17 protein-coding genes are annotated in these 18,018 nt (G+C 39.1%); 6 read left to right on the forward strand and 11 right to left on the reverse strand.

The window, feature by feature from the left end; genetic code table 11:
• Positions 1-22 precede the first annotated feature (22 nt).
• The 5 genes from I6J02_RS07665 to I6J02_RS07685 all read right to left on the reverse strand — a co-directional run bounded on the left by I6J02_RS07665 (position 23) and on the right by I6J02_RS07685 (position 4,913).
• The gene (locus I6J02_RS07665; RefSeq protein WP_201681148.1) at positions 23-1,444 is read right to left on the reverse strand and encodes an aldehyde dehydrogenase family protein; all 1,422 of its coding nucleotides are present in this window, start codon (positions 1,442-1,444) and stop codon (positions 23-25) included.
• 104 nt (positions 1,445-1,548) lie between these two features.
• Positions 1,549-2,262, reverse strand: coding sequence for a pirin family protein (locus tag I6J02_RS07670; RefSeq protein WP_201681149.1), 714 nt, complete (start codon positions 2,260-2,262; stop codon positions 1,549-1,551).
• Positions 2,263-2,424: 162 nt separating this feature from the next.
• The gene (locus I6J02_RS07675) at positions 2,425-2,760 is read right to left on the reverse strand and encodes a TM2 domain-containing protein (RefSeq protein WP_201681150.1); all 336 of its coding nucleotides are present in this window, start codon (positions 2,758-2,760) and stop codon (positions 2,425-2,427) included.
• Positions 2,761-2,870: 110 nt separating this feature from the next.
• Positions 2,871-3,614 (reverse strand): aspartate/glutamate racemase family protein, encoded by a 744-nt coding sequence (locus tag I6J02_RS07680; protein WP_201681151.1) that lies wholly within the window; start codon positions 3,612-3,614, stop codon positions 2,871-2,873.
• Between the two features lie 192 nt (positions 3,615-3,806).
• On the reverse strand, positions 3,807-4,913 hold the full coding sequence (locus I6J02_RS07685; RefSeq protein ID WP_201681152.1) for a DUF4407 domain-containing protein: 1,107 nt from the start codon (positions 4,911-4,913) through the stop codon (positions 3,807-3,809).
• Between the two features lie 162 nt (positions 4,914-5,075).
• On the opposite strand from I6J02_RS07685, the gene I6J02_RS07690 reads away from it, so the two are divergent.
• Complete coding sequence (locus I6J02_RS07690; protein ID WP_236582349.1) at positions 5,076-7,214, forward strand: M3 family metallopeptidase; 2,139 nt, start codon at positions 5,076-5,078, stop codon at positions 7,212-7,214.
• Between the two features lie 87 nt (positions 7,215-7,301).
• On the opposite strand, the gene I6J02_RS07695 is transcribed toward I6J02_RS07690, so the two are convergent.
• On the reverse strand, positions 7,302-9,065 hold the full coding sequence (locus I6J02_RS07695; RefSeq protein ID WP_201681153.1) for an ABC transporter ATP-binding protein: 1,764 nt from the start codon (positions 9,063-9,065) through the stop codon (positions 7,302-7,304).
• A gap of 8 nt (positions 9,066-9,073) precedes the next feature.
• The gene (gene truA, locus I6J02_RS07700) at positions 9,074-9,847 is read right to left on the reverse strand and encodes a tRNA pseudouridine(38-40) synthase TruA (protein WP_201681154.1); all 774 of its coding nucleotides are present in this window, start codon (positions 9,845-9,847) and stop codon (positions 9,074-9,076) included.
• A 252-nt stretch (positions 9,848-10,099) separates the two neighbouring features.
• Between truA and I6J02_RS07705 the strand changes: the two genes are divergently transcribed.
• The 4 genes from I6J02_RS07705 (at position 10,100) to ligD (ending at position 14,184) form a co-directional block, all read left to right on the forward strand.
• Positions 10,100-10,573: a DUF4293 domain-containing protein gene (locus tag I6J02_RS07705; RefSeq protein ID WP_201681155.1), complete on the forward strand. Its 474-nt coding sequence runs from the start codon at positions 10,100-10,102 to the stop codon at positions 10,571-10,573.
• Positions 10,573-10,956, forward strand: coding sequence for a nuclear transport factor 2 family protein (locus tag I6J02_RS07710; protein ID WP_201681156.1), 384 nt, complete (start codon positions 10,573-10,575; stop codon positions 10,954-10,956). The genes I6J02_RS07705 and I6J02_RS07710 overlap by 1 nt, the downstream gene beginning before the upstream one ends.
• Before the next feature lie 116 nt (positions 10,957-11,072).
• Positions 11,073-11,660: a DUF4142 domain-containing protein gene (locus I6J02_RS07715; protein WP_201681157.1), complete on the forward strand. Its 588-nt coding sequence runs from the start codon at positions 11,073-11,075 to the stop codon at positions 11,658-11,660.
• 43 nt (positions 11,661-11,703) lie between these two features.
• Positions 11,704-14,184 (forward strand): DNA ligase D, encoded by a 2,481-nt coding sequence (gene ligD / locus I6J02_RS07720; protein ID WP_201681158.1) that lies wholly within the window; start codon positions 11,704-11,706, stop codon positions 14,182-14,184.
• Here ligD and I6J02_RS07725 read toward each other — a convergent pair.
• The gene (locus tag I6J02_RS07725; RefSeq protein WP_201681159.1) at positions 14,181-14,936 is read right to left on the reverse strand and encodes a Ku protein; all 756 of its coding nucleotides are present in this window, start codon (positions 14,934-14,936) and stop codon (positions 14,181-14,183) included. The two genes, ligD and I6J02_RS07725, sit on opposite strands and share 4 nt — an antisense overlap.
• A 399-nt stretch (positions 14,937-15,335) precedes the next feature.
• Here I6J02_RS07725 and I6J02_RS07730 point away from each other — a divergent pair, with 399 nt between their 5' ends.
• Entirely contained in the window at positions 15,336-15,839 is a 504-nt protein-coding gene (locus I6J02_RS07730; protein ID WP_236582350.1) for an RNA polymerase sigma factor, read from the forward strand.
• Positions 15,840-15,957: 118 nt separating this feature from the next.
• Here I6J02_RS07730 and I6J02_RS07735 read toward each other — a convergent pair whose 3' ends face one another.
• The 3 genes from I6J02_RS07735 to I6J02_RS07745 form a co-directional block, all read right to left on the reverse strand.
• Positions 15,958-17,007: a DNA topoisomerase IB gene (locus I6J02_RS07735; protein WP_201681161.1), complete on the reverse strand. Its 1,050-nt coding sequence runs from the start codon at positions 17,005-17,007 to the stop codon at positions 15,958-15,960.
• Positions 17,008-17,096: 89 nt separating this feature from the next.
• Positions 17,097-17,345 carry a Rho termination factor gene (locus I6J02_RS07740; protein WP_201681162.1) on the reverse strand — a complete coding sequence of 83 codons (249 nt, stop codon included), beginning with the start codon at positions 17,343-17,345 and terminating at the stop codon, positions 17,097-17,099.
• A gap of 102 nt (positions 17,346-17,447) precedes the next feature.
• Complete coding sequence (locus I6J02_RS07745) at positions 17,448-17,993, reverse strand: lipocalin family protein (protein ID WP_201681163.1); 546 nt, start codon at positions 17,991-17,993, stop codon at positions 17,448-17,450.
• Positions 17,994-18,018 lie beyond the last annotated feature (25 nt).

Below are 18,018 nucleotides of genomic sequence, written 5' to 3' on the forward strand. Positions count from 1 at the left end.
TTTCTGACAACTCTTTTTTTGTTTACAGGAAGCGTTTTATAAACTTGAACAGCTTTTCGGTTTTGGCGGTATACGGATACCAGAAAACCTGCGATATCGGAAGGCTTCTGCTCCCGGAGACTACTGTCCGTTCATGAGAAAAGGATTTAAAACCATATTGTCCGAAAGACTGGCCTATGCCCGAATGATTGACTCCGCCAAAGGGAAGATGAGGATGCATATACTGAATCAGCATATCATTTACGGCCGTAGAACCTGCTGTCGTATTCCTGAGAATAGTATCGGTATAATGATGGTCCCTGCTGAAGATATAGAGCGCCAGAGGTTTCTCTTTTTGAGATACAAGGGATAAAGCTTCACTTAAAGTGTCGTAGTAAATAACGGGTAATATCGGTCCAAAGATTTCTTCTGTCATTAAACTGCTGTCTGCCGGGATATCTGTCAATATGGTGGGGGAAATAAAACGGGACGTCTTATTCGTTTCTCCACCAGCCAGTACACGGGCTCCTGCTTCCAGTGCTTGTTTGAGAGCGCGCTCCAACCGGTCAAATTGCCTGTCATTAATGATACGGGCCAGGTCCGGCGACTGATCGGTTGAGGATCCGAAAGCCATTGACAATTCTTCCTGTACTATTTTTTCAAAAGTATCCTTCACCTTATTGTCTATGAGAGCATAGTCCGGTGCAATACAGGTTTGGCCTGCATTTACGAATTTACCCCATATCAGATTTCGTACTACTAATCGGAGGTTTACATCTTGATTTATAAAGACAGGTGATTTTCCACCTAATTCCAGAGTGATATCAGACAGATGTTTTGAAGCTGCCTGCATAACTAACTTCCCTATCTGTGGTGAACCAGTAAAGTGAATATGGTCAAATTTCAGATTTAATAAATGTGTAGTTTCTTCAGCTTGTCCGTTAGTGACAGCCACGTGTTCCTGCTCAAATACAGAGCTGATTATCTGTTCTATTATTGCATTGGTATGCGGAACGTATTCCGATAATTTCAGCATAACGGTATTTCCGGCAGCGATACTGCTGATTGTTTGCATCAACGGAATCTGAAACGGATAGTTCCAGGGAGTAATAATAAGAGAATTGCCCTTAGGTTCGTACTGGAGATAGGAGCGTGTCGTGATATACATCAGATTATTTTTTACCTTTCGGTTTTTTGCCCATCTTTTTAGATTCCTGCAGACATGTCTTATAGTAGATTCGACAACGTAGATTTCAGTGTAATCTGTTTCAAAGGTATTCTTTCTGAAATCGTGATATAGTGCTTCCTTAATGGCAGCGTGACTGTTTTCTATTTTTTTACCCAAATCCCGAAGAAGTGCAATGCGTTGCTCTACCGATAGTTGCCTGGCCTTTTCTTTGTAGTCCGATTGTCTGGAATAGAGAGAAGATATTTGTGCTAGAGGTGTACGGGTCGCTTCTGCCATAGTAGGATTATTTTATATACAACCTCAAAAGCTAAACAAAGTTTTAATAAAAAGGGTCTGACGATAAGTCAGACCCTCAATTATCTGTGTTTGGGATCAGTTTTTTAAAACATCGGCACTTCTATCAGAAGAAGTTGTGCATCTGCATCTGCCTCTATGCTGATGTTGTCTGAGTCTTGTATTCCTATGGCATCTCTGCGGCCAAGTTGTTCTCCTGCCACAGAAACATTTCCTTCCAGCACAAAGAGATAAATACCATTTGTCTGCTTGTGTAAGGGATAGGCCAAAGTATTTCCTTTTTTCAGATCAGCAAGATTGAACCAGGAATCCTGATTTATCCATACAGCATTTGCATCAGCTTCATCAGGCGACACAATCGTGATCCATTTATTATCTTTATCGAGATGGGCATATGATTTCTGATCGTATCTTGGCTCTATGTCCGCCTCTTTGGGAATAATCCAGATCTGTAAGAATTTTACATCATCTGTTTTGCTACGATTGAATTCAGAATGCTGAATACCTGTGCCGGCACTCATGATCTGTATATCTCCGGTCTGTATATCTTTTCCATGACCCATACTGTCGCTGTGGGCCAGTGTGCCTGATAACGGGATACTTACAATCTCCATATTGTCATGCGGATGACGGCCAAATCCCTGACCTGCTGCTACATGATCATCATTCAGCACACGTAATGCACCGAAATGGATATTGTCCGGATTGTAATATTGTCCGAAGCTAAAAGAATGATAGCTTTTTAACCATCCGAAGTCAGCCTGACCACGGTTTTCTGCACGATGGATTGTTTTTTGCATGATTAACCTCCTGTATTTATATGTTTAAACATCAATATTTGTGCCAACTAAAATAGCGGACAGGGAGGTGTCAAAGTGACAGATGATCCTGTTGGGTAGAGGTCGTATACAAATCCGTACGGTATATTTTATAAATACAGTACGGATTATGTTGTTATTGATCTATAGCAAAGCTGCTATTTTTCTGAAGTTTTTTTCTTTTGTAGCATCCATAATCAGGAACCAGTCAACGATTGTCCAGATACCCAGACCACCGCAAGTCAATAACTTTCCTATTCCAAGACCTGTATCTCCGATAATGAAACGATCTATACCAAATGAACCTGCAAATATCGAGATCAACAGGGTAATCATAGGATCGTTGAAGGACAGCATCTGTATTTGTACAAACCGACTTTCATCCATTTGTAACATTTGCTCTCTCAACAGATTAAGATGTTGAGGTGAGAAAAATTTGACCTGAGTTATTAAATAACTGTCCACTCTTTGTGCATCCATATTTTTAGCTTAATAATGTTTTCAATCGTAAATATAGAATTTTAGTAAGAATGCGCAAAAAAAATAAAAGTGGCGTTATCTTCAACATAATGCCACTTTTATTTTATTACTTAGTCTTTAAGCTTTTGCGGAGCAACTGTCCGGATCAGTGCACGTGCAAGAATCCGATTCGGATCCACAAGAGGCATACCTGAAATTTCTTTTTCACGAAAGACCTGGGATAATTCTGTACACCCTAATACAATGACTGTAGCTCCCTCTTTTTTAAGTTCATGAATAGCCCCTATCAACTCTTCCTTTGCACGGTTTGTAACAGGAGAGGAGTTGGTTTTGATTCCGTATTGCTCATCATGTATTGCTGCCTGAATTTTCTCCTGCCATTCTTCAGGAGGTTGAATAACTTTCAAGCCTTTTGCTGCAAATACGTGATTATAAAGTCCTGTGTTGCGGATGCCGGTGGTGGTCAGAATGCCAACTATAGGTGCAGTGAAATGTGCTGCAATATAGTCCGATGTTTCTTCTACCATATGCAGCAGTCGTACTTTATGCTCTTTGTTCTGTAATTCATATCGGATGATATCAAATATGGGAACAGCATGTGCGGTATGACAAGGAATCCCAACTACAGTAGCTCCGGATTGTTCCAGTTCACGTATAATCTCCGCTATGGCATATGCCGGATTTGTCTGTGTATTATCAAGTAAATACGCAGTACGGTCTGCGATACGATGAGGTTGTGAAGACAAGAGCACAGGCAACTGATCCTGGTCTGTTGGTGCAATTGTTTCTTCCATAATTTTTTTTATAAGTTCCAGTCCCGCAAGTGGCCTGGCTCCTCCAACGATTCCAATCATATTTTACCTCCTAATCTTAATTTAATCCGTACTCCCGATCGAAGTGCGGTAACATCAATTATCCAAAAATGAAGCCAATATGTGTGTGCTGCAAGCAAAAATGTGTTAAAGGAATATGAATTTTATTCTGAAAAGACAGCATTATTAACATACTTTCCTTTACTGTATGTCAATAAGCAGATCTGGGAGTTTTTATACTTCTTTTTCTTCGTGGTAATCGTTATTTAGTTTATCCATACGTTTTTTGATGGATACATCTGTTCTGAAACCTTCCAGATTATCAATAGCACTTTTCTCCACAGCGATACTGGTGTGCGATTCATAGTTGTGGATTTCGCGCTGACTTAATAAAGCCTGATCGTAGGAATCACGTCCGCTCATGAGTTTTACAAATACGGGCAGGCATTCAAAAAATATAAATAAAAGCGCAATAAAGAGTACGGCATTTTCTGTAGCCTGATCGACAGAGCCGTCCGCTTTAAATTTAAGATTGCCAAGCGCTGCATTACGATCTGCAAATCCGGCTATATTGACTGCACTGTCCAGACTTTTATTCGAAAGTAATTTTTGATCCAGGATTCCCTCAAATGACTTTCGTTCCAGGAGTACGACTTCTTTTTGTTGAATGCGTGTCCGGAGTGTATCGAGATAAATTTCCTGCTTTTTGAGCTGGGCTTCTTTCATTTTGGCATAAGGCCCGTATCCCATGACTCCGGAAGTCTCTGTTGTTTTATTGCCAAAGATTTCAAAATTAAGTTTTTGCTTATCTGACTTTATGCTGCTGTCTAATGAGTCTGCCTGTTTTTTTAACCCGTTGAGCTGCCCATATTCAGTTGCGTATTTATTCTCAAATGTCTGATTGAGGGTATCTATTTTTGCCCGTTGCTGACTCAGGTATGAACCTCGCAGATGTTCGCGGATTTCTTTATCAAATATCTTTAACTCGAGGGGTCTGGAAATAACAACACCGACAAGTATGGCCAGTAAGATACGTGGGAAAGCCTGAAGAAATTGCTTGCCGCTTCCTTTAGTTTTATCAATACTCAGCACGATGTAACGGTCGAGATTAAAGATGGCCAGGCCCCATATAAGTCCAAAGATTATGGCATATACGACGGAAAGGTCATTACCGCTAAAGACAAAATATAATGCATATCCACCGGAAAGAGCGGCAAAAAGCCCTGTGAAAAATATCGTAGCACCAATGCTGACATATTTATTATGTTCTTCAGGATATTTGGCCAGCGTGTCCTGATGTACACCTGCACAGTACCAGAAGAAGCGAGATACACTATTCATCTTTTAAGTTGCTAATTATTATGCTAATAGACGTAATATTTTGATAATAGTTACATCTATGTATTTGTTTTACAAAAATCTGATAAATTTCTGAAAGTAAAGAGTCTTTGTGTATGCTAAAGGCAGTCATTCCGGGTGGAATTGTTAACTTTGTAAAAAACATTGAAAACAAATCAAGAAACAGAAATGAATAAAAAAAGCTTTTTGCCCATGTTCATGATCATTGCGGCAACTGTGGTCGGTTGTAATAATGAACAGAAGACAGAAACGACCAACCCGTTACTTTTAGCCTATGATACACCTTTCAATGTCCCTCCATTTGACAAGATCAAAGATGAGCATTTTAAGCCTGCATTTGACGAAGCATTAAAACGACATAAACTGGAGATTGACTCTATTGTTAATAATACGGATGAACCAACTTTTGCAAATACTATTCTGGCTTTGGAAAATGCCGGAGGTTTGTTAAGTCAGGTTTCCACTATATTTTCTAATCTTAATTTAGCGAATACTAACGATACTATTCAGGCTTTAGCTAAGAATATGGCACCTGTATTGTCTGCACATAATGATGAGATTACCTTAAATTCTACCCTGTTTGGTAAAATCAAAACCATATGGGAAAAGAAACAGGCACTGGGACTTGATGCTGAAGACAACAAGTTACTGGAAGAAACATACAAAAGATTTATACGTTCGGGAGCGGGTCTGAAGGATAAGGACAAAGAAAAGCTGAAAAAAATAAATGCAGAGATGTCTGTATTGACAACTCAGTTTGGACAGAACGTATTAAAAGAAACCAATGCATTCGAATTGGTTGTAGATAAAGAGGCGGATCTGGAAGGGCTTACTACTGATCTGAAAGCGGCAGCTGCGGAAGTAGCTAAGGCAAAAGGATTGAAAGATAAATGGGTATTCACATTGAAAAACCCGTCTATTATGCCATTTCTGCAATATGCAAAGAACAGAGATCTGCGTAAGAAAATCTGGGAAGCTTATAGCCTGAGAGGAAATAACGGAAATGATGCAGACAACAAAGAGATTGTTCGTAAAATCGCTAATCTGCGTCTGGAAAAGGCCAAATTATTAGGCTTTGCAAATCATGCAGCTTATGTATTGTCAGAATCTATGGCGGAGAATCCGGCTAATGTATATGACTTATTGAACAAGTTGTGGACACCGGCTTTGGCAAAAGCGAAAGTAGAAGCTGCTGATATTCAGAAAGAAATTATTGCTGCAAAAGATACCTTTAATGTAGCACCATACGACTGGAGATATTATGCTGAAATTATCCGTAAAAAACGTTTTGCGTTGAATGAAGAAGACATCAAGCCTTATCTGAGTCTGCAATCTGTACGTGAAGGAGCTTTCTCTGTTGCAAATAAATTATATGGTCTGACATTTGTCGCTTTGAATAATATACCGGTCTATCACCCTGAAGTGGAAGTCTATGAAGTAAAGGATAAAGATGGTTCACATCTGGGTCTGTTGTATGCCGACTTCTTTCCGAGAGCTTCTAAAAAAGGAGGCGCATGGATGACATCATACCGTTCACAATATAGAAAAGAGGGCAAGCGTGTCGCTCCTGTTATTTCTATAGTATGTAATTTTACTAAACCGATAGGTGATGAACCAGCATTGCTTACGTTTGATGAAGCCACAACCTTATTCCATGAATTCGGACATGCTTTGCATGGATTGTTGTCTAATGTTAAATATAAAAGTCTGGCCGGTACATCGGTACCAAGAGATTTCGTGGAACTTCCTTCGCAGATCATGGAAAACTGGGCGGCAGATCCTGAGGTATTGAAAGTATATGCCAAACATTACAAAACCGGAGAGGCAATTCCGGATTCGCTGATTTCCAAGATGCAAAAGGCAGGCACATTTGATCAGGGCTTTGCTACTGTTGAATATTTGGCGGCGTCCTTACTGGATATGAATTACCACACCATTACAGCTCCTGTCAAAGATGATATCAATGCTTTTGAGAAAGGAGCAATGAACAAGATCGGACTTATAAACTCTATTATACCGAGATATAGAAGTACCTATTTTGAACATATTTTCTCAGGAGGCTATTCTGCAGGCTATTACGCTTATATCTGGTCTGAGGTGCTGGATTCAGATGCTTTCGCAGCATTCAAAGAAAAAGGCTTGTATGATCAGGGCACTGCAGCTTCTTTCAGAAGAAATATTCTTGAAAGAGGAGGAACAGGAAATCCGGCACAAATGTATCGTACATTCAGAGGTGCGGATCCAAATCCGGTTTATCTTATGAAGAAAAGAGGATTGAACTAATCACATAACAAAACACAAGCGGGGTTTTCTATATGAAAACCCCGCTTGTGTTTAGGATAAAATTTTCAGTAAATACATCTGAAGTTATCAGATTCCGGCCGAATGAAATTGAAGGTCGTACAGTTTCTTATAATAACCGTCTATAGCGAGTAGTTCGTGATGGTTGCCGACTTCTTTAATCTCTCCCTTATCAAGAACAATAATTTTGTCTGCTTTCTGAATTGTGGACAGCCGGTGTGCGATGACAATGGCGGTCCTTCCTTTCATCAGGTTATCAATGGCAGACTGGATAAGTTCTTCTGTTTCGGTATCTACAGAAGACGTAGCTTCATCCAGTATCAGGATCTTAGGATCGTGTACCAATGCCCGGATAAAAGAAATAAGTTGCGCCTGACCGGCGGACAATGTTGCTCCGCGCTCCATCACCTCGTAGTCGAATCCTCCGGGTAGACGTTGAATAAAATCATAAGCTCCGACTTGTTTTGCGGCATCGATTATTTTGTCTTCCGAAATGCGGTCTTCATTCAGATTGATATTTTTTCTGATGGAGTCGGAGAATAGAAAAACATCCTGGAGAACAGTAGCTATAGTCTTACGCAGATAATTGAGTTCATATTCCCGGATATCTATTCCGTCCAGAAGGATCTGCCCTTTATTGATTTCATAAAAACGGCTTAGAATATTGATGGTAGAAGATTTACCGGCACCTGTAGCACCTACAAGAGCAAGTGTTTCTCCCGGCTGCACTTTGAAGCTTACATCTTTTAGTACCCAGTTTTCATCATTGTAGGCAAACCATACATTTTTAAATTCTATTTCTCCTTTGACATTTTCCGGTTTAAGCGTACCCGAATTGGGAGTCGCTTCATCTGTATCCAGTACATCGAAGATCCTTTCAGCACTCACCATCCCCATTTGTAAGGTGTTGAATTTATCTATAAGCTCTCGTATCGGTCTGAATATCATATTTATGTACATGATAAATGCCACCACTACTCCGGGCGATATTACATCTGCGATAATCTGTTTGGATCCGAACCAGACCAGAAGACCGAGTGCTATGGCCATGATTAGTTCTAATACCGGGAAAAATATAGAAAAGTACCAGTTGGCACGTATATGCGCATTCCGGTGGTGGGAGTTGATGTCTTTAAACTTATGTAATTCTTGTTTTTCCCGGGCAAAGTATTGAATAATACCCATTCCGGAGATATGCTCCTGCAAAAATGTATTGAGATTAGCCACCCACTTCCGTACATCCTGAAAAGCAGATTTCATTGCTTCTTTAAAAATGTAGGTCGCTGCTACCATCAGAGGCATCGGGATGAGAACAATAAGCGTCAGCTTCCAGTCGGTATAGAACATGACTATGAGTATCACCAGTAGTTGCAGCAAGTCACCTATAATTTGTATAAGTCCTTCGGAAAAGATATTGGATATCGTTTCCAGATCGGATATTGTACGCGTGATAAGTCTTCCGATAGGTGTATTATCAAAGTATTTGAGTCTGAGATTAGTGATGTGATTAAATACTTCAATACGTATATCTCTGATGACAGATTGTCCAAGTGTATTCGTCATTAAGGTATGAAAATACCTTATGATAGTTTGCAGAACGAGAAGTCCCAACATGGCGATCAGCATATTATTAAGACCTGAGGCATCATCTGTGAGGATATATTTGTCTAATGTATGCTCGATCAGCAAGGGAAGTGCGGGCGCTACAGCAGCAAGCAAAATAGTCAATACGACCGAAATCCAGAATACTGTCTGATAGGGGCGCATGTATTTGATCATGCGCTTTAATAGCTTACTGTCGTATGTTTTTCCTGTTATCTTTTGATCACTCACTGCTTATTCTATTTACGTTTACTAATATAAGGATAAACCACTTCCGTTAAATATAATCCGTGCGCTGGGACAGATGTTCCTGCCTTTGAACGGCTCTTGCTTGCTATGACTTCCTTTATATAGACCGGTTCTTTTCCTTTCAGTCCGATTTCTAATAAGGTTCCGACAATTGCCCTGACCATATTTCTTAGGAACCGGTCTGCAGAAATATGAAAAACAAGATGGTCATCGGTCTTCCATAACCATTCAGCTCTTGATATATCACAAAAATTGGTAAAAACCTGTGTGTTGGATTTACTGAAACACTCGAAATCCTGTCTCCCCAGAAGATACTGACAGGCCTCATTCATCTTTGCTACATCCGGAATATCTCTTGTCAACCAGGAGGCATGTAACAGGAACGGATCTTTTTTGAAATGCAGATGGTATTCATAAGATCTGGAAGTTGCATCAAAACGGGCATGAGCTTCGTCATCTACTGGTAAAAGGCTGTATACTGCTATATCATGAGGTAAAAGAGCATTGAGAGAATGCACAAATTTATCGGGCTGTAATAGCAGACCTTCTGCCAGGGCATCAAAGTGAACAAATAACTGCCTCGCGTGTACTCCTGTATCTGTCCGGCCTGCACCTATTGTTTCAATGTCCTTACGAAGTAAGGTTTTAAGTACATCATTTAACTTTTCCTGTACAGAAACAGCGTTATGCTGGATTTGCCAACCATGATATGCGGTGCCCTGATAGGCTATCTCCAGAAAGAAACGTTTCGTTTTTAGTTCCACTTTGCAAATGTAGTGATTTGGATGATTTTATAATTCAACTTCATTTTTTGACGCAACAATTTGACATTAGCATTGTTAATAAAACATAGTAACTGTCATACATTCACTTGTGGAGTTGACAGTATATTTTCTCTTAAAAATTACGGCTTAACGGCAAAGGAGAAACCGATAAATTAGTTTTATATACAGTCAATAATATTGCATATAAAAGCAAATTTATCTAAGTTTGTTTTGTTACAATAAAATAATCTTATGATACAGCGTATTCAAACGGTTTGGTTATTATTAGCGGGAGTGACTATTTTCGCATTGTTTCTGTTTCCCTATCTGCAATATATTGATGTAGCGGGAATAGGTAGAAAATTATTAGTGTCAGGATCTTATACGGCTGTTAATGGTGAATCTGTAAAAGAAGAGTCTTTTATTCTGCAGAGTATAGCTACAGTCGTTTTAGGGTTGATCCCGGTATATATCATCTTTAAATTTAAAGATCGTAAGATGCAGATCAAACTGATTTTATTACAGATTGTTTTGCTTGTTCTATTCTTTTTCTGGCTTTATTCTTTTTCCGGAGATATTTTGTCTAAAACATCCCAATATCTTTCAGCAAGTAATATTGGCGTCGGGTTTTTCTTATTCCCTGTAGCTATTGTGTTTCTATCTCTCGCTTTCGGTGGTATACGTAAAGATGAACGCCTGATAAAATCAGCAGAAAGATTACGTTAATGGACTATACCCAGCGAGAAAAACTGATCCGCAATTATGTTGAAGCCTATAATCAGCTTGATATAGCAGGTATGCTTACGGATCTGGATGATGAAATACGTTTTGTCAATATTACTGATGGTGAGATCAACTTATCTTTATTAGGTCGCCGTGCATTCTGGGATCAGGCCGTACAGGCGGCAGAGTTGTTTTCGGAACGCAAACAGGAAATTTTGGCTGTTCGTCATTCTCCCGAAGAGACCGAAATTGAAATCGATTATTCAGCTAAATTAGCTGTAGATCTGCCTAATGGTTATGAACGCGGACAAGTAATCAGCATGAAGGGCCGTTCAGTATTCCGGTTCGGAACAGATAAGATTATCAGCCTTACAGATATAAGCTAATTCCCAATTGCGCATTTAATCTTATTCAACAGGTATTATTCTTTTTTTTAAGGTGTTTTTCCCCTCAACACTTGTGGCTCCTGTGTGTAATTATAGTAATTATACAACACAGGATCATGAAAGCTTACCTATATATTCTTCTGGCTGCAGTCACATGGAACTTAAGCAGTTGCCAGAAACCTACATCTATTAAAAATGCGCCACTCACAGATTCCGTAGTATCAGCTTCGATATTGGATTACAATATTTATTTTGATGCCGAACGCTTTTTTATAAAAACCGTGGAAAGCGGTCTTAAACTAAAAAATGCTTCAGAACAAGCCTTGCAGATGGCCAGTTCAGATTCTATCCGCAATCTTGCATTGGCTTTAAAAGAATGCCATACGAAAGATGTGGCACAGATTATAGCTTTAGGAGACAATTTAAATGTCGCTATTCCGGCAGTCATGAATGCTATCGATGCACAGCAAGTCTCCGATCTGAAAGAAGAAAAGAATACGGATTTTGATTATAGATTTATAAAAATGGTCATTGAAGATTATGAACGTAGTATTCCTCTTTTTGAACAGGCTGTATCGGATGCCAATAATTCCGAAATAAGGAATGTGGCGTCTTCCGTTCTTCCTAACTTATATGCTCAGCTATCCAAAGCGAGAATTATAGAGCGCGTCTACTTCAGAGACAGACTGATAAGTAAGCTGTAAACCTTTGTTAATATCCTGATGTTTATATAGAAAGTATAGGATTATGGATAAATTAGGGCAATACCATAAGAAGCGCAATTTCAAGGAAACGTCGGAACCAAAAGGAGCCACAAGTTTGGATAAACCGGCTAAACTACGATTTGTGGTGCAGCGTCATCATGCAAGTCGTCTTCATTATGACTTTCGTCTGGAGTTGGGGGGAGTGCTCAAAAGCTGGGCAGTGCCGAAAGGTCCTTCTCTTTTTCCGCAGGATAAGAGACTTGCGGTGCAGGTGGAAGATCATCCTGTCGATTATGCCAGCTTTGAAGGAGAGATTCCTAAAGGAAACTACGGCACCGGGACTGTTTCTATATTTGACGAAGGCTATTTTCAGCCTTTGGAGAATGGCAACGAGAAAAGTCTGTTGGATGATATAGAGCAAGGTTCAGTTAAATTTATTCTTCATGGAAAAATACTAAAAGGAGAGTTTGCCCTAGTACGTATAAAAGATGGAGATGGTAAATCGTGGCTGTTGATCAAACACAAAGATAAGTTCGCCGTAGATAAACCGTACAATGCTGAAGAATATGTCAGTAAGAAGATTAAGGATCAAGGAGAACAGTATAAAAAGAAGCCTGCAAAGACATCAAAAGAGAAATCAAAATTGTCTGCTTCACCTGCTAAAAATGCAAAGGTGGAACTGCTGGAACCTCTTCCCATGTTAACCCGACTCACTACAGATTTACCAGATGAAGAGGGCTGGTTGTATGAAAAAAAATACGATGGCTTCCGGATAATCGCAGTTAAGACCTCTGAAAACGTTGTTTTATATTCCCGTAATGGAAAACAGATGAATAAGCTATTCCCGAGTATCGTCAAAGCGGTGTCGGCTCTTGAACGTGATGTCTGGCTGGACGGAGAAGTTGTCATAGAAGATAAAAATGGGAAAGCTCAGTTCCAGCTTTTGCAGAGTGGAGAGCCTTTGCCTCCTTCTCTCGTAATTCGGTATTATATTTTTGATCTGCTAAGTCTGGATGAAAATGATCTGAGTCAATATCCATTGAAGGAGCGAAAGGATCTGCTTCAATTGCTATTAAAAGGAGTGAAAAAATCTGTACTAACGCCTGTTGAAGCTTTGACAGGAACGGTTTCAAAAATCCGGAAACAGGCTGAAAAGCAGGGTTGGGAAGGAGTCGTAGCAAAAGATACAGAGAGTTTGTACCATGCCGGTAAACGAAGTAGCCAGTGGCTTAAAGTAAAGTTCCGGAAAACTCAGGAAGCAGTAATCTGCGGATATACAAAGCCTCAGGGAAGCCGTTCCTTTTTTGGTGCTTTAGTGTTAGGATATTATGAAAAGGAGCAATGGATTTACCTTGGAAACTGTGGAACAGGATTTACAGAGGATCTTTTAAAAGATATTTTTGATAAACTAAAGGATAACAGGAAATCAGGAAAACCTTTTGACCCGAAAGTCATTGTAGCAAAAGAAAAGGAAGTGACCTGGGTGAAGCCTGCTTTGGTATGCGAAGTCTATTATTCCGAATGGACAGCTGACAAGCATCTTCGTCATCCTGTTTTTAAAGTGTTGCGTATGGATAAGAATGTGAAGGATGTACAGGTAGAGCGCCCTGAAGAAGAGCTGGTGAAAGATAAGGTGATTACAGTTGATCGCCATCAGGTAAAGCTTACTAATCTGGACAAGGTATATTGGCCATCAGATGGATTTACTAAGGGAAAATTGTTAGCATATTATGAGAAATACGGAGATCTTCTGTTACCCTATCTCAAAGATAAACCGATCTCCATGCACCGTTTTCCAAATGGGATAGAAGAAAAGAGTTTTTTTCAAAAGGATGTGGACGTAAAGCAGATTCCGGACTGGTTGCGCACTGTTTCCATGTATTCTGAAAGTACAGATAAGGATATCGATTATCTGATCTGTAATAATAAGGCAACGCTGCTTTACATTGCGAATTTAGGATCTATCGAAATTAATCCCTGGCTGTCTACCTATCAAAAGAAAGAATACCCGGACTTTGCCGTGTTGGATCTGGATCCCAACGGCGCTGATTTTGAGGTCTTGATTGATGTCGCCAGAACGGCTCATCGTCTCTTTAAACAGGCAGGTGTGACAGATTATATTAAGACTTCCGGATCTACAGGATTGCATATATACATGTATGTAAACAGAAAATATACCTATGATGTAGTTCGTGATTTTATACAGTTTATCGCAGAGATGATCCATGAAGAACATCCGGACACAACGAGTCTGATCAGGGATCCACAGAAAAGAAAGGGTCTCATATATCTGGATTATCTGCAAAACCGGAGGGGACAGACTATTGCATCGCCTTACTCTGTGCGCCCCAAGCCAGGAGCTACTATCAGTACGCCTTTACATTGGAAAGAAGTAAAGGAAGGTCTGGATATAAAACAATTTAATATAACTTCTATTGCTGGTCGTCTTGAAAAAAAAGAAGATCCATGGAAGGATATTTTTGAGCATCCTGCTGATATCAAAAAGGCATTAGAGAAATTTTAAGCTAAACTTGCTTTCAGCTGAGCCAACAGATCTGCTGCTTTTGTATTTTCTACAGTCATCTTTCGGATAGTTGCCCTTTTGCCTTTGTCTTTCTGTTTGATGATTTTAAGCAAATCTCGCGTATATTCATTTTTATATCCGGAGATATCAAAGCTATGGCTATGTTGTTTGATAAGTTGTAAGGCCATATCCATTTCTTCTTTTTTGATTCTGGAAGTTCCCGGAATTTTTAATTCTTCAGGGGAGCGGATTTCTTCTTCAAATCGAAGTTTATTGAGCAACAGCATATTTTGGTAGGGTTTTATAATGACCAGATTCTCAATATTACGCATAACAAAGGATCCTAAACCAGCAGTTTTGCTTTTTTCTAATCCTTTCAAGAGCAATTGATAGGTTTTATCTCCCCCCTTCTGCGGCTCTAAATAATAGGGAGTATCAAAATAGATACTATCTATTTCTTCCAGTTTAACAAAGGACTGGAGATTGATCATTTTATTTTTTTCAGGACTTGCATCCTCAAAGTCAGCCTCTTCAAGAACTATATATTTGTCTTTCAGCATATATCCTTTGACAATATTTTCCCAGGCGACTTCTTTTCCAGTCTTCTCATTCACCCTTTTGTACTTAATGTTTGACTTGTCTTTCCGATCTAACATATCCAGATCCAGTGAACTGCTTTGCGTGGCACTGTATATCTTAACCGGAATATTTACTAGTCCAAAGCCTATTGCTCCTGTCCAAATTGCTCTCATACTCATATAAACAATGTAATGGATAGAAGGTTTCAGTGTATGCGGTTGATTTTTAATGTTTTGAAGAGAAGTCTAAAAGACTGTTTTGTATTATTAAATAGACATTTAGAGCTGTATACGCCTGTACCAAATTCTTCTCTATGTTTTAGTTGCCAAAATTTTCAATTTCATCGGGGTTAAATACGCGTATAAATACGTATCTGCCTTGCTGATAATTGGGCTTTTTAAACTCCATGGGGAAGGGCGTTTGTTTAACCAAAAGTTTATAGGTATTTATACGCTTTTTGAAAGAAAAAAACCACTTGTTTTAGCATGGCCTTTGAATAATGTCTTGCGATGATTCAACAAAATAGAGTTAACGGTAATATGCTTCAAAGCGGAAATAAAAAATCTACTATTATGACTAGAAACGAATTTAATACTCAGGTTATGGAGCAAACAAATGAACTCCGGAGCTTTGCAAAACGCTTTACAAAAGATAATGAAGAAATCAACGATCTTCTTCAGGAGACGTTTCTCAAAGCTGTGACCTACTTTCAAAATTTTAAAGAGGGAACTAATCTTAAAGGTTGGTTATACACTATTATGAAGAATACCTTCATAAATGGTTATCGCAGAGTTTCTAAAACACAGTCATTCATTACAACCGAGGAAGAGGTGAGTTCTTCACAGATGTATTTTTCAGCTGTTCATAACTGGGGAGAAAATAAATTTGTAATGGACGATATCCAACAAGCTCTTTCCGAACTGGATAAAGGCTGTTATGTACCTTTCACTATGTATTTTGAAGGATATAAATACTACGAGATTGCAGAGCATCTGAATTTGCCTGTGGGGACGGTCAAAACGCGGATTCATATGGCAAGAAAAAAATTGAAGAATGTTTTAGCCGTTTATCAATAATATATATAATTATACCATTTTTCTTTTCCCTCAGGCACTGGCTGTTTACAGTCTTTAGCTTGAGGGATTTTTTTCCTGATCTATCCTCCAGATCACAAATGATATGTCTTCGTAAAATCTATGCTGAAGGAAGAGATAAAAGAAACTTTAAAAAGGATTTTTCTGCAATTTCTGTGAGCGTGAACTTGTCTGTGTTTTTCTTTACTATACGATTGAGTACAGGTGTCAGACGCTGATCCAGATATTGATTTTGTAATTCAGGATGAATATAATAGTTCCGCGTGACAGTTCGTGTATTTCCTAATTTTGAAGCGACCTCGTCTATAATATGAACCAAATTCTTTTTTCGTTCTGTTTCAGTTTCAGCAACTGGTATCCCGGCCATGACCATTAATGCGAGCGTACATCCCGCCCATGTTCTGAAATCTTTGCACGTATAATCGTCCTTCATGGATTCCTTCAGATAGGAGTTGATATCGCCCGAGTCTAACCGTACAATTTCACCATTCTTGTTATAATATTGAAAGAGTTCCTGACCGGGTATATCTTTAATGTTTTTCAACATTTTTACCAGTTTAGGTTCTTTGAGATACACTTGTTGGACGACACCTTTCTTTCCTTTGAATTTGAAAAAAACTTTGTTGCTTTCGATTTTAATATGTTTGTTTTTCAGTGTTGTCAACCCAAATGATCCATATTCCTGCTCGTAAGCTTTATTGCCTGCTCTGATGTAAGTGTGACTCATGATGTTTACAGCTATGGCACATACTTTCTCTTTTGTGAGTTTCTTGCGTCTCAGATCTTTCTTTAACTGAACTCTCAAAAGTTTCAGTTTTCTTGCAAACCCTTCCAGGCGATCAAATTTTTTCAGATTTCTGAAGGCAGACCAGTCATTGTGATAGCGATATTGCTTACGGCCGTGAGCATCTATACCCGTGGCCTGTATGTGTCCGTTTGCCTGAGTGCAGATCCAAACCTTTTGCCATGCAGGAGGCAGTACTAATGCCCGGATACGGTCTAATACCTTCTTGTCAGCTATTTTACCTTTATCTGAAAAGTAAACGAATTTTCCGTTTTTCTCTTTTCGGGTATATCCGGGCTGCTTATCGGATACATATCTAAGCTTGATATCTAGTGCCGCATGTGGCAAGGGGGCTGAGGTCTTCATAAATAAATTACAGCTTTGAAAAATAAGACCCCACATCTTTTAAAAATGCAGGGTCAAGGTTACTGTTGTGTTATTGTAATTGATCGATTTCAATGATTTCTTATAGCATCAATAAGTTTGCTTTTATTCATGCTATGTCTTCCTTTTATTCCAATTTTTTTGGCTTCAGCCAAAAGCTCAGATTTTTTGCGGTCATCAAGATCACTACTTTTTCCACCCTTCCGGCTGGCATCAGGCGTATTGGCAATACGTGCTGCTTTTTCTTTACTCATGCCTTTATGGCGCAGAGCTTCGTATTTTTCATCATCCTTGATTTGATTTCCGTGATCTTTGCTCATGATTGATACATTAAAGAAAACTATAAATCTATAACGGCAAGCCCCGATGTTTGTTTAGGAGATAATAACGAACAGGTATTATTCTTGTGTTTTCACGTATTTTTACTTCGCAGAATCTTGCTGTACCCAGATCAATTTGTTCAGGTCATAGCCTGCTTCCTTGGCTTTAATCAGATATTCTCTTTTAATCTGATCCGGAAGAGTGGGGGTCCGTGAGAGGATCCACAGGTAGTCAAGATTTTTGCCGGCTATCAGCGCATATCGATATGCGGAATCAAGAGCTATGACATTGTATCCCGAATAAAACGGACCAAAAAAAGAGACTTTTAGCATTCCATTAGTAGGTTCGTCTACAAACTTAGCTTTTCCAATAGCTTCCTTTTGTTTACGTTCCACAGTATCAAAACCTGTATTCACGACTTTTATAGACCCATCTTTATGGAGAGAATAAGTGGCCGTTGTATTTTTAAGATTTTTCTCGAATTTAAAATCAAACCTAGCTATTTCGTACCATTTACCAAGATAACGGCTTTGATCAAAATTTTCTACAGCTTTCACATTTTCTGGAATGGTCTGGCATTGGATGAACAAAAAGGAAATAAGGGCGCAGATGATTAACAGGCAATTATAAGAGTATTTATTTTTCATATGTATGGTAAGTGTTTTATAAGAT

The sequence above is a fragment of the Sphingobacterium spiritivorum genome, from assembly GCF_016725325.1.
Lineage (GTDB): Bacteria > Bacteroidota > Bacteroidia > Sphingobacteriales > Sphingobacteriaceae > Sphingobacterium.